This window comes from Phenylobacterium sp., from assembly GCF_035309685.1.
GTDB lineage: Bacteria > Pseudomonadota > Alphaproteobacteria > Caulobacterales > Caulobacteraceae > Phenylobacterium.
This window is the reverse complement of record NZ_DATGEX010000043.1, coordinates 68,502-80,332: the sequence shown is the minus strand read 5'-3', so window position 1 is coordinate 80,332 and position 11,831 is coordinate 68,502. Positions and strand designations below refer to the sequence as shown.

The window sequence follows — 11,831 nt, the reverse complement described above, 5'->3', positions numbered from 1 at the left end:
CCAGGGTCCGCGCCCGGCGCGCCCGGCGCAGAGGAAGGGGCGTTTCCTCGGTCAAAAGCTCTGTCCGATGCTGACGTAGACCTGCAGCGGCGCCTCGCCCCTGCGGCTGGTGACCGGGGTCGCCAGGTCCACGCGGATCGGGCCGAAGCCCAGGTTGTAGCGCACGCCAAGGCCCGCCCCGACGCTGAGCTCGCGGAAGCTCGGAAACTGGGCGCCGCCCACCGTGCCGGCGTCGACGAAGGCCACCAGCCCCCACTTCTCCGTGAGCCGGTGGCGCAGCTCCACCGAGGTCTCGGCGAGCGAGAGACCGCCCTCCGGCGTGTTGTCGGCGAGCCTTGGCCCCACCTCCTGGAAACCGAAGCCGCGCACCGAGCCGCCGCCGCCGGCGTAGAACCGCTGCGGCGCCGGGATATCGCCCAGCGAGCCGTCGGTGATGCTGCCCAGGCGGACGCGGGCCGCCAGCACCGTGTCGCCCCGCACGTCGAACGGCAGATAGCCGGAGACCTGGCCTTGCAGCTTCACATAGGGCAGCACGCCGTCGCCGGTGAGCAGGGTGGGCTCGATCCGGGCGCTGATCCGCCAGCCGCGCCGGGGATCCAGCGGATTGTCCGAACGGTCCAGAGCCATGTCGGCGAGCGCGGCGAAGGTCACCAGATCGCGGCCCAGGGGCGTCAGCGTCTGAAGGCCCAGCTCATCGACCCGGCTGGCGTCGATCGAGCCGCCCCAGGTGAAATAGGTCCCGGTCAGGCCGAAGGTGGCGTCCTGGCCCCAGCGGTGGGTGACGTCGAAGCTGGCCATGACGCCCTGCTGGTCATAGGCCGGCGTATTGCTGCGGTAGACGGCGGCGCGCAGCGAAAGCGTCTGTTTCGGCGTGTCCCAGTGCGGCAGGCTGAGGTCGAGCTGCAGGCGGGAATCCAGGTTGGAGTAGCGGCCGAGCACCGAGAAGGTGTCGGCGCGGCCCAGCCAGTTGTAGCGCGTCCACTTGGCGTCGACGCCGACCCCGTCGGTGGTGTCGTAGCTGGCGCCCGCCTCGATGGTCCGCTTCTGCCGCTCCGCCAGGCTGACGACCACCGGCCGCAGGCCGTCGGGGGTGACGTCGCTGGCCGGGGCCAAGGCCACGGTCACCGACTCGTAGACCGCGGTGTCCAGCAGCCGCCGCTCCAGCTCCGCCACATCGTCGGGATCGTAGGCCTGCCCGTGCTTCCAGGGCGCCAGATGCTGCAGCCATTCGGGATGGGTGCGGCCCTTGCTGTCGAGCTGGATGGAATCCAGGTGGACCAGCGGCCCCGCCTCGATCCGGTAGTCAGGGTTCACGGTGTTGTCGGCGTGGTCGACGGTGACCTCGCGCGGCTGGGCCTTCACGTCGGCGTATCCGCGCTTCTGCACGGCGGCGACCACGCGGCCCTCGGCGGCGACCACGTCGGCGGCGCGGCCGGGGTCGCCGGGCCTCAGCGCCATGGCGGCCTGGGCGGCGGCCAGGGCGGCGGGGTCCGGGAGGGCGCCGATCCAGTCGAGCTTCGCCTGGCCCAGCTTGAAACGCGGCCCAGGGGCGATCCTCACCAGCGCCTTGGGCGCGTCGCCCTCGCCCACGTCGGGTTGGACGTCGTAGGCGTAGTAGCCTTCGGAGCGCAGGACGGTGATGGCGTCCTCGGCGGCCTCGCGGGCGCGGCGGCGGGCCTCGAAGCGGTTCTCGATCGGCCGCTCGGCGGCGCCCACGGCGCGGGTGACCGCGGCCCGCAGGTCGGCGGGCAAGTCGCCTTCGATCTGGGCCTTCGGCTCAGCGGCCAAGGCGGCGGAAGGCAGGCCCTGCAAGCAAAGGGCGGCTCCAGCCGTCACCGCGTAGAAAAGACGAGCCAAGCTCTCGAATCCTCGCGCCCCTGTCCGGATGTACCGGCGGCCCTCCTGGCTGTCACCTACGGGCCAGTACTTAGGCGCCCAAAGCCTGGGCGCCCGGCGCTGCGACGGCGTTCGACGGACGAATGGCCGCGCCCACCTTTCAGCGAAGCCTTAAGGGTCTTAAGGATCGTTGGGTGGGAAAAGGAAGATCGCGCGTGAGTGTGGAGGCCATTCAGGCCGAAGCGGCCAGCCGGGGCGGGGAAATCCGCGGCCCCGCCCTGCCCTATGACGAAATGCGCGACGGCAAGGGCGGCGTGCGGCCGCATTACGCGGCGCTGGCCGAACGCATCGACACCCTGAGCGCCGACGAATTGGCCGAGCGGCAGAAGACGCTGGAGCGCTTCTTCCTGCTGCAGGGCATCACCTTCACCGTCTACGGCGCGGAGAGCACCACCGAGCGGATCATCCCCACCGACCTGTTGCCGCGGATCATCGCGGCCGAGGAGTGGAAGGTCATCGAAGCCGGACTGACCCAGCGGCTGAAGGCGCTGAACATGTTCCTGGCCGACATCTATTCCGGCCAGCAGATCCTGATGGACGGCGTGGTGCCCCGCGACCTCGTGCTGAGCGCGCCCTCCTACCGGCGCGAGATGCAGAACCTCTATGTGCCGCACGGCGCCTACGCCAACGTCTGCGGCTCGGACCTGATCCGCCAGGAGGACGGCCAGTTCGCCGTCCTGGAGGACAATCTGCGGGTGCCGTCCGGCGTCTCCTACATGCTGGCCAACCGCGAGGCGTCCAAGCGGGTGTTCCCGGGCACGTTCCGGGGGGCTGGGGTTCGGCCGATCGACCGCTATCCGGACCTGCTCCTGACCACGCTGAAGTCCATGGCGGCGGACTGGCGGCCGAATCCGCAGGTCGTGGTGCTGACGCCCGGCGTCTACAACTCCGCCTATTTCGAGCACGCCTATCTGGCGCGGCTGATGGGCGTGCCGCTGGTCGAGGGCCGCGACCTCGTGGTGCACGACAACATGGTCTACATGCGCACGACCACCGGTCTGCGCCGGATCGACATCGTCTATCGCCGTGTCGACGACGACTTCATCGACCCCCTCACGTTCCGGCGGGACAGCGGCCTGGGGTCGGCCGGCCTGTTCAACGCCTACCGCGCCGGCAATGTGGTCATCTGCAATGCGCCGGGCACCGGGGTCGCCGACGACAAGGCGGTCTACGCCTACGTGCCGGAGATCATCCGCTATTACCTGGGCGAAGACGCCATCCTGCCCAATATCGAGACCTTCCTCTGCCGCGAGCCCGCGCAGCTCAGCCACGTGCTGGCCAATCTCGACAAGTTCGTGGTCAAGGCGGTAGGCGCGTCGGGGGGCTACGGCATGCTGGTCGGCCCGCACTCCACCAAGGCCCAGCAGGACGAGTTCGCCGCGGCCCTGAAGGCCGACCCCAACAACTACATCGCCCAGCCGACCATCCAGCTCTCCACCGCCCCCTGCCTGATCGACCATGAGATCGATTCCCGGCACGTCGATCTGCGGCCCTTCATCCTGTCCGGCGAAAAGATCGCGGTGACGCCGGGCGCGCTGACGCGGGTGGCGCTGCGCAAGGGTTCGCTGGTGGTCAACTCCAGCCAGGGCGGCGGGTCGAAGGACACCTGGGTGCTGACCGACAAGAAAGATCTGCAGCCATGATGTTGGGCATGGTTGCCGGGAAGATGCTCGCATGATGCTCGCTCGGGTGGCGGACAGCCTCTACTGGATCGGCCGCTATGTGGAGCGGGCCGAGCACCTGTGCCGGCTCTCCGACGTCATGCTGACCGCGACGCTGGACCGCACGGAATCGGCCACCCAGATCGCCCGCATCGCGCTGGCCGCCGTGGGCGATCCCGACGACGCCGGCAAGGCGCGCAACCCCTACGAGGCGGCGCTGGCGCTGGTGCTGGACCGCGACGATCCAGGGTCGGTCGCCAGTTCGCTGGGGCTGGCGCGGGAGAACGCGCGGCAGGTGCGCGACCAGATCACCACCGAGACCTGGGAACGGCTGAACCTGGTCCACCTGCGGATGAGCGACGCCCAAGCCGGCCGCGCCTTCGCCGACGGCAGCCAGGCTTTCCTGCACGAGACCATCGCCGACCTGCACCTGTTCAAGGGGGCGGCCGACGCCACCATGAGCCACGGCGAGGGTTGGCGGTTCCTGCTGCTGGGCGTCTATCTGGAGCGCGCCCAGCTGATCGGGGCCCTGCTGGAGGTCTGTTTCGGCGACCGGCGCCGCCGTCCGATCACCGATCACTCGGCGCTGACCAGCCTCTTGCGGATGAGTTGCGCGCTGGAGCCGTACCTGCGGGTCTACACCGCCGACATGCAGCCGCGCTTCATCCTGGAATTCCTGCTGCTCGACGAGGACTTCCCGCGCTCGGTGCGCTTCTGCACCGCGCGCATCGAGGAGCACCTGACCTCGATCAGCCGCCATGTGGAGGCGGCCGGCGTCTCCGGCCCCGACCGTCTGGCCGGGCGCCTGCGCGCGCGCCTGCAGTACGCCGACATCGGCGAGGTGCAGGCCGGCGGCGCCAGCGCCTTCCTGGGCGCGGTGCTGGACGAGTGCGCCGCGGTGCACCGCCAAGTCTACGAGACCTTCGTCGCCTATACCCTCGAACAGCGTCTGCCGGCGTAAGGACCCAAAACCCCGTGCTCCTCTCCGTCCGCCACTCGACCCGCTACCAGTACGACCAGCCGGTGCGCGAGAGCGTCATGGAGCTGTGGATGCAGCCGCAGAAGCGGGCCAATCAGCGGCTGGTCAGCTTCGACCTCGACATCGACCCGGCCGCCCAGCTGTTCTCCTACGCCGACACTTTCGGCAACGCGGTCTATCACTTCGACATCCCCCAGCCGCACGAGCGGCTGAACATCACCGCGCGCTCGGCGGTGGAGACCGAACCGCTGGCCGACCTGCCCGCCCAGCTCGACCGCGGCGAGTGGGACCGGCTGAAGTCCGACTTCGTGGTCGGCGAGCACTTCGACTTCCTGCACGCCCACGGCTTCACCGGCCCGACGCAGGCCCTGCGCGCCTTCATCGCCGAGCGGAACCTGGAGGAACTGCGGGTGCGCGACCCGTTGCGCGCGGTGATGGACCTCAACCAGGTGATCTACGAGGCCTTCGCCTATGAGGCGGGCGTCACCCGCGCCGACAGCCCCATCGACGACGTGCTGAAGGCCCGCAAGGGCGTCTGCCAGGACTTCGCGCACGTGATGCTGGCGATCTGCCGCGGCTGGGGCATCCCGGCGCGCTATGTCTCCGGCTACCTGTTCACCGACCGCAAGGCCGGCGACCGCTCCGACCCCGACGCCACCCACGCCTGGGTGGAGGTGTTCCTGCCGAGCCTGCGCTGGGTGGGCTTCGACCCGACCAACAACATCATGTGCGCCGAGCGCCACATCGTCTGCGCGGTGGGCCGCGACTATTCCGACGTGCCGCCGTCGCGCGGCGTCTACAAGGGCGACGCGGAGAGCGAACTCGCGGTCGGCGTCACCGTGCGCAAGGCCCGCGCCGCGGTCTCCGAGCCGGAGTTCCTGCGCATCTCGCAGCCGGCGCCCAAGCCCGGCCAGCGCCGCGCCCAGTACTCGGGCCTGGCCTACGACCAGCAGCGCCAGCAGCAGCAACAGCAGCAGCAATAGCCGCCGGTCAGGTCTTGATCTGAGCCACCGCCTCGACGCGCGGATCGAGGGCGAAGTCGCAGGGGGCGATGAAGCCTAGACCGTCCCAGGGGATCTCCAGATCCAGCTCCTTGAAGCAGCGGGCGACGTATTCCGAGCAGATGAACGCGTTCCGGGCGCCCAGGCTGCGCGGCATCCTGCGCTCGAAGCGGCCGAACGCGATGCGCAGCGCGATCCTGGCCATGTCGCGGGTGGAGAACTTGTCGCCCAGCCGGCCGAAGGCGAATTTCGCCATCTTCTTCATGGGTTGCCGGCGGGACTTCGCCGACATGCCCTTGTGGCGGGCCAGCAGGATCTGTCCCGGATAGGGGCTGACGCCGCTGCTGGTGCGGCTGATGAAGCTGGACAGCGGCACGGCGCGCACGCCGATCTTCTCGACGCTCTCCAGCACGATCACCCGGTCGATCTCCTCCAGGCGGTAGGCGATGGCGACGTGGCTCCACGGGCTCTTGGTCGCCCAGCGGATCAGCCGCGAAAAGCCGTCGGTCGCCGAGCAGAGCAATAGGTCGCCGTCGCGCACGGTCTCGCGCACCTCGGCGTAGGGCCTGGGCGCCAACGCGCTCAGGATGTTGGGATCGATGGTCATCGCCAGCCTAACGCAAAGCCAAGCTCTAGGCTCAACGGCCTGGCGCGGAACAAGGCGCTGCGGCGGGAAGGCGTTCTTGCGACGACGCCCTGACCCTCCGTCCAAACGGGGCCGAGATGGCGCACCGGAGGGCCGTCGTAGCCCGCCGCAGCCCGGTTATTCTAGGCGCAGAGGCGCAGCGCAACAAACTTGCCACGCAAGGGGTGCATAGGGCGGGGAAAGGGCGACTTTCGGGGAGTGAGTGGATGATGTCATTTCGGATCTTGGCGGCGACGGCGCTTTCCGCGGCCCTGGCCTTGCCGGCTGCGGCCGCACCGCCGATGGCGTCCGGCGCGTTGGAAGGCGTGCCGCGCTACGACCACGTCTTCGTCATCGTCGAGGAGAACAAGGACTACAGCCAGATCCTCAATCCCGCCGCGGCGCCCAACATCGCGGGCCTGGCCGCCAAATACGGCGACGCCGCGCAGTTCTTCGGCGAAGGCCATCCGAGCGAGGGCAACTATGTGGCGCTCCTGGGCGGCGACAATCTGGGCATGCATGACGACGACGCCTTCTACTGCACGCCCGGCTCGACCCAGCCCTACTGCGGCGGCGCGGCCAAGCCCGGCTACCGCGACCACACCGCCCACACCCCGCACCTGGGCGACCAGCTGGCCGCCGCCGGCCTGACCTGGAAGGGCTACTACGAGAACCTGCCGGAGCCCGGCTCACTGGCCATCGTGGCGGGCGACCCCAAGTCGACCAACAGCATGAAGACCGCCTCGCTCTACGCGGCCAAGCACACCGGCTTCACCAACTTCGAGAGCACGCAGAAGGACCCCCATCGGGCCGAGCGCCTGGTGGATTTCGGGCAGTTGGACCGCGACCTCGCCGCCGACGCCCTGCCCAGCTTCGCGCTCATCGTGCCCAACCAGTGCAACGAGATGCACGGCCTGGGCGTCCCCGATGCGCCGGCCGATTGCCAGAGCGGCAACACCGCGGGCCTAATCCGCCGGGGCGACGCGGTGACGGGCGAGCTGGTCCGCCGCCTGCAGGCGACGAAGGCCTGGAAGGGCGCCGGCAACGTCGCCATCGTCATCACCTTCGACGAAGGCGTCGGCGGCTCGCACGAAGGCTGTTGCGACGGCGCGCCCGCCGGGACCAGCCTGGGCGGCGGCCACATCCCGACCATCGTCATCACCAACCACGGCCCGCGCGGCCTGCAGGATCAGACGGCCTACAACCACTATTCGCTGCTCAGAACCCTCGAGGACGCCTTCGGGATCGCCGAGCACCTGAGCCACGCGGCCGACACCGCCAAGGGCGTGCGGCCGATGACGGCCTTGTTCGCGGTCAAGGACGCCCGCTAGCGATCGGAAGATTGGTAGGCCGGGTGAGGTTCGAACTCACGACCATTCGATTAAAAGTCGAATGCTCTACCACTGAGCTACCGGCCCACATTCGCATGGCTCTGATGGCCCGGGCGAAGCGGCGCGGACCTTAGGCGCCGCACCCTCTCGACGCAAGGCGCCAAGGCGCCCAGAACTCGCCAGGATTTCGGTTAAGCTGGCCGCCGATGCGTTACGCGACCATCCTTGCCAGCTGCGCCGCGGCTTTTGTGCTGCCGGCCCTCATGCTGGCCGCCTGCGTGACCGCGCCTGAAAACGGCTCGCCGAAGGTGCAGACCACCGCCGAGGCCGACCGCGAGGGCGTCAAGGGCGTCGCGGAATCGCCGCTGCGCGACCTCAACGTGCTGCGCACCAAGATCCCCGAGGTGCTGCTGCAGGCGATGGCCGATCCCTACGAGCGCCCGGCGGGCGGCCGCTGCATCGACCTGGTCGCGCGGCTGAACCCGCTGAACGACGCGCTCGGCGACGATCTCGACCTCACCGCCAAGGCCGCTGAGGATGGGATGATGGCCAAGGGCAAGACCACGGCGTTGACCCTGGCCTCGGGCGCCGCCAGCGACGTGATCCCGTTCCGCGGCTGGATCCGCAAGCTTTCGGGCGCCGAACAGCACGACAAATACGTCCAGGCGGCGATCACCGCAGGCGCGGTGCGGCGCGCCTATCTGAAGGGCCTGGGCGAGGCCAAGGGCTGCAATCCGCCCGCCACGCCGTCGCACGAACTGGCCGGCGCGCCGATCATCGACCAGGCGATGAAGCCGAAGTACCCGATCCGCCAGCAGTAGGCGGATCGCGCCGCAGTTCGCGCTGATAGCGGCCTTCGCGGCGCAGCTGCGCCGCCTGCGCCGCGCGCAGGGCAAGATCCGGCCCGATGGCCGTCAGCATGGCCGGGCTGCGTCGGCCCTCGCGGAAGTCGGCCACGACGCGCAAATTGATGTCGGCGGTGCGGACGGCGAAGAGGCCCATCAAGCCCTGGTGCCCGAGCATGGCGACCGCGACCGCGATCACTGCGGCGTCCCTGGCGCGCGGGCGGCGGGCCCGGAACCTGCGCATATACGGCAAGGCCAGAACCCAGAGGCCGACATGCAATGGGATCATGAAGGCCGCGTAGCGCATGGGCACAAGGCTCGGCGCGGTGGCGCCGGTCCTCGCCAGACCGGCCATGGCGGCGGTGCCCAGCGAGAACAGGATCAGGGCGCCGGCGATCCGCGCTGTCCCCTGCGCCTCCTGCCGGAAGGCGCCGGCCAACGCCACCAGCGACACCGCCAGCACGACGACGCCCAGCGGCAGCCCAGCCGCCGGAACCGCCCTCACCCACGGCAGGGCCAGATAGTTCAGGATCAGCTCGACCGACTGCAGCCCCCCGCCGTGCACCGCCAGGCCGCTGGTCGCATAGCTCTGGCCGAACAGGTAGATGGCGGCGAAGCTCACGCTCATGGACGCCAGCGGCAGCACGTGGCGCGGCTTGTCCGACCGCCAGAACACAAACAGCAAGGCGGGCCAGACCGCGAGACCGGCGGCGCTGCCCAGGCCGGCGGCCGGCGCACAGACCAGGAAGCTGAGGAAGAGCCTCCACCTGCGCCATCGGACCTGCCTTTGCACCAGCAGGATCGCGGCGACCGCGAAGAGCAGGGCCTGGACGTAGGTGATGTTGATGTCGGCCGTGGCGTCGAGGATGTCGCAGCCCATCAGGCTGAGCGCAAGCGCCACGCCGCCGCCGATCAGCCCCAGGCCAGGGCCGGCCGCGCGGCTTGCGAACCGCGCCAGCATCGCCGCGGTCGCGGCCAGGCAGATGACGCCGACCGCGAGGAACAGGTAGCCGCTGGCCCCGAACGCCCGGATGTCGAGCGCCAGCACCGTGAAGGTCCAGACCAGGTGGTGGAAGTTGTGCGGCGCCCAGAGGTAGCGGCCCAGGTTCCCGTCGGCCTGCCAGGCCCGCCAGCGCGCCAGCCAGTCGTACATGTCCGAATAGGGCTCGAGGATCGAAGTCCGCCAGACCAGCCAACCCGCAACCCCCAAATAGATCGCCAGCGCGCCCGCGAAGGCCGCCCGCGCCGGTCGGCTCAGGCGCTGGCCTTCGCTCAAGGCCTGGCCTGCCGCGCGTGGAAGTCTTTGCGGAAGGCCTCCAGCCTCCCTTCGCCGATGGCGGCGCGCAGGGCGGCCATCAGCTGCTGGAAGAAGGCCAGGTTGTGCCAGGAGAGCAGCACCTGGCCGAGGATCTCCTCCGACTTCACCAGGTGGTGCAGATAGGCCTTGGAATAGTCGCGGCTGGCCGGGCAGGCGCTTATGGGATCGAGCGGCGCCTCGTCGTCGGTGAAGCGGGCGTTCTTCAGGTTGATCGAGCCCTCCCAGGTCCAGGCCTGGCCGTGCCGGCCAGATCGGGTTGGCAGCACGCAGTCGAACATGTCGACGCCGCGGGCGACAGCTTCCACGATGTCGATGGGCTTGCCGACCCCCATCAGATAGCGCGGGCGATCCGCCGGCAGCATGCCCGGCGCATAGTCCAGCACCTCCACCATGCCGGCGTGCCCCTCGCCAACCGCCAGGCCGCCGATGGCGTAGCCGTCGAAGCCGGTTTCGGTCAGCCGCTCAGCGGACTCGCGACGCAGCGCTTCCGACATGCCACCCTGCTGGATGCCGAACAGCGCCTGGGTCTCGCGCTCGCCGAACGCCGCCTTCGAGCGCTCGCCCCAGCGGGCCGAGCGGCGCATGGCGTCGGCGGCGCGATCCTCGGTGGTCGGCAGGGACACCAGTTCGTCCAGCTGCATGACGATGTCGGACCCCAGCAAGTCGGCCTGGATCTCGATGGAGCGTTCCGGGGTCAGCACATGCTTGGAGCCGTCGATGTGGCTCTGGAAGGTGACCGCGGCCTCGGTGACCTTGGAGATCTTCGACAGGCTCATGACCTGGAAGCCGCCGCTGTCGGTGAGGATCGGCTTTTCCCAACGCATGAACCGGTGCAGGCCGCCCAGCCGCGCCACCCGCTCCGCCGTCGGCCGCAGCATCAGGTGATAGGTGTTGCCGAGCAGGATGTCGGCGCCGGTCTGGGCCACCTGTTCCACGGTCAGGGCCTTGACCGTCCCGGCCGTGCCCACCGGCATGAAGGCGGGCGTGCGGATCTCGCCGCGCGGGGTGGCGAGCAGGCCGGTGCGCGCCTTGCCGTCGGTGGCGGCGATGGTGAAGGGAAAGGCCGCCATCAGGCCGCCCGCCCCAAATCTGCACGCCACAGCAGGCTGGAGTCGCCGTAGGAATAGAACCGGTAGCCGGTGGCGATGGCGTGCTCATAGGCCGCGCGCATGGCCGTCTGGCCGGCGAAGGCGCTCACCAGCATGAACAGCGTCGAGCGCGGCAGGTGGAAGTTGGTCATCAGGCCATCGGCGGCGCGGAACCGGTAGCCGGGGGTGATGAAGATTGCCGTCTCGTCCATGAACGGGCGGATCACCCCGTCCTCGCCGGTCGCCGACTCCAGCAGGCGCAGCGAGGTGGTGCCGACGCAGACGATGCGCCCGCCCGCGCGGCGAATAGCGTTCAGACGATCCGCCGTCGCGGCGTCCACCTCGCCCCATTCCGGGTGCATGCGGTGCTCCGCCACCACCTGCGTCTTCACCGGCAGGAAGGTGCCGGCGCCCACATGCAGGGTGACGAACGCGGTCTCGACCCCTGCCGCCGCCAGCCGGTCGAACAGCTGCGGCGTGAAATGCAGGCCCGCCGTGGGCGCGGCGACCGAGCCGTCCACCTCAGCGTAGACCGTCTGGTAGTCGGCCCTGTCCCGCTCGTCCTGCGCCCGCTTGGCGGCGATGTAGGGCGGCAGCGGCATGGCCCCGCGCTCAGCGATGGCGGCGTCCAGGTCAGGGCCGGAGAGGTCGAAGCTCAGCGTCACCTCGCCGCCCTCGCCCTTGGCGGTGATCGCGGCGTCCAGCGCGCCCAGCAGGCAGGCCCGGTCGGAACTCTCGCCGAACACCACCCGGTCGCCGACCGCCAACCGCTTGCCGGGCCGCATGAAGGCGGTCCACTGATGCGGCGAAAGCCGGCGGTGCAGCGTCGCTTCGCAGATCAGCCGGTGTTCGCCGCGATGGCGCATACCTTTCAGCCGCGCCGGGATCACCCTGGTGTCGTTCAGCACCAGCACGTCGCCCGCCCGCAGCAGGCCCGGCAGGTCGCGGACGCTGAGGTCGCGCATCGCCTCCCCCGGCGTCACCAACAGCAGGCGCGCCGCGTCGCGAGGGCTCACCGGCCGCAACGCAATGTTTGCGTCGGGAAGATGGAAATCAAAATCGCTTAGCTGCATGAAGGCCCGGTGAA

Annotated in this window: 10 protein-coding genes and 1 tRNA gene; 5 read left to right on the top strand and 6 right to left on the bottom strand. The window is 69.8% G+C overall.

Annotated features, from left to right (window positions below; all coding sequences use genetic code 11):
* Positions 1-51: 51 nt before the first annotated feature.
* Positions 52-1,812: an autotransporter assembly complex family protein gene (locus VKQ35_RS14085; protein ID WP_324362651.1), complete on the bottom strand. Its 1,761-nt coding sequence runs from the start codon at positions 1,810-1,812 to the stop codon at positions 52-54.
* 317 nt (positions 1,813-2,129) lie between these two features.
* Between VKQ35_RS14085 and VKQ35_RS14080 the strand changes: the two genes are divergently transcribed.
* Genes VKQ35_RS14080 through VKQ35_RS14070 form a run of 3 tightly spaced genes read left to right on the top strand, consistent with a single transcriptional unit; the run spans position 2,130 to position 5,519 of the window.
* A complete protein-coding gene (locus tag VKQ35_RS14080) occupies positions 2,130-3,539 on the top strand; it encodes a circularly permuted type 2 ATP-grasp protein (RefSeq protein WP_324362682.1) in 1,410 nt (469 codons plus the stop codon).
* A gap of 31 nt (positions 3,540-3,570) precedes the next feature.
* The gene (locus tag VKQ35_RS14075; protein WP_324362648.1) at positions 3,571-4,518 is read left to right on the top strand and encodes an alpha-E domain-containing protein; all 948 of its coding nucleotides are present in this window, start codon (positions 3,571-3,573) and stop codon (positions 4,516-4,518) included.
* 14 nt (positions 4,519-4,532) lie between these two features.
* On the top strand, positions 4,533-5,519 hold the full coding sequence (locus VKQ35_RS14070) for a transglutaminase family protein (protein WP_324362647.1): 987 nt from the start codon (positions 4,533-4,535) through the stop codon (positions 5,517-5,519).
* A gap of 7 nt (positions 5,520-5,526) precedes the next feature.
* Here VKQ35_RS14070 and VKQ35_RS14065 read toward each other — a convergent pair whose 3' ends face one another.
* On the bottom strand, positions 5,527-6,144 hold the full coding sequence (locus VKQ35_RS14065; protein WP_324362644.1) for a YiiX/YebB-like N1pC/P60 family cysteine hydrolase: 618 nt from the start codon (positions 6,142-6,144) through the stop codon (positions 5,527-5,529).
* 248 nt (positions 6,145-6,392) lie between these two features.
* Here VKQ35_RS14065 and VKQ35_RS14060 point away from each other — a divergent pair, with 248 nt between their 5' ends.
* Complete coding sequence (locus VKQ35_RS14060; RefSeq protein ID WP_324362642.1) at positions 6,393-7,493, top strand: alkaline phosphatase family protein; 1,101 nt, start codon at positions 6,393-6,395, stop codon at positions 7,491-7,493.
* Positions 7,494-7,505: 12 nt separating this feature from the next.
* On the opposite strand, the gene VKQ35_RS14055 is transcribed toward VKQ35_RS14060, so the two are convergent.
* Positions 7,506-7,580, bottom strand: a tRNA-Lys gene (locus VKQ35_RS14055).
* A gap of 119 nt (positions 7,581-7,699) precedes the next feature.
* Here VKQ35_RS14055 and VKQ35_RS14050 point away from each other — a divergent pair.
* Entirely contained in the window at positions 7,700-8,314 is a 615-nt protein-coding gene (locus VKQ35_RS14050; RefSeq protein WP_324362641.1) for a hypothetical protein, read from the top strand.
* Here VKQ35_RS14050 and VKQ35_RS14045 read toward each other — a convergent pair.
* The 3 genes from VKQ35_RS14045 to queA are packed head-to-tail and all read right to left on the bottom strand — an operon-like array spanning position 8,268 to position 11,817.
* Positions 8,268-9,614, bottom strand: coding sequence for a hypothetical protein (locus tag VKQ35_RS14045; RefSeq protein ID WP_324362638.1), 1,347 nt, complete (start codon positions 9,612-9,614; stop codon positions 8,268-8,270). The two genes, VKQ35_RS14050 and VKQ35_RS14045, sit on opposite strands and share 47 nt — an antisense overlap.
* The gene (tgt, locus tag VKQ35_RS14040) at positions 9,611-10,726 is read right to left on the bottom strand and encodes a tRNA guanosine(34) transglycosylase Tgt (RefSeq protein WP_324362636.1); all 1,116 of its coding nucleotides are present in this window, start codon (positions 10,724-10,726) and stop codon (positions 9,611-9,613) included. Before tgt ends, VKQ35_RS14045 begins: the two co-directional genes overlap by 4 nt.
* The gene (queA, locus tag VKQ35_RS14035; protein ID WP_324362634.1) at positions 10,726-11,817 is read right to left on the bottom strand and encodes a tRNA preQ1(34) S-adenosylmethionine ribosyltransferase-isomerase QueA; all 1,092 of its coding nucleotides are present in this window, start codon (positions 11,815-11,817) and stop codon (positions 10,726-10,728) included. The genes tgt and queA overlap by 1 nt, the downstream gene beginning before the upstream one ends.
* Positions 11,818-11,831: the final 14 nt, after the last annotated feature.

What these genes read in the sequence shown, in the direction of transcription:
- VKQ35_RS14075 (WP_324362648.1), top strand. Translation starts at nt 3,571, where the DNA reads ATGATGCTCGCTCGGGTGGCGGACAGCCTCTACTGGATCGGCCGCTAT.
- VKQ35_RS14060 (WP_324362642.1), top strand. Translation starts at nt 6,393, where the DNA reads ATGTCATTTCGGATCTTGGCGGCGACGGCGCTTTCCGCGGCCCTGGCC.
- queA (WP_324362634.1), bottom strand. Translation starts at nt 11,817, where the DNA reads ATGCAGCTAAGCGATTTTGATTTCCATCTTCCCGACGCAAACATTGCG.
- VKQ35_RS14080 (WP_324362682.1), top strand. Translation starts at nt 2,130, where the DNA reads ATGCGCGACGGCAAGGGCGGCGTGCGGCCGCATTACGCGGCGCTGGCC.
- VKQ35_RS14050 (WP_324362641.1), top strand. Translation starts at nt 7,700, where the DNA reads ATGCGTTACGCGACCATCCTTGCCAGCTGCGCCGCGGCTTTTGTGCTG.
- tgt (WP_324362636.1), bottom strand. Translation starts at nt 10,726, where the DNA reads ATGGCGGCCTTTCCCTTCACCATCGCCGCCACCGACGGCAAGGCGCGC.
- VKQ35_RS14065 (WP_324362644.1), bottom strand. Translation starts at nt 6,144, where the DNA reads ATGACCATCGATCCCAACATCCTGAGCGCGTTGGCGCCCAGGCCCTAC.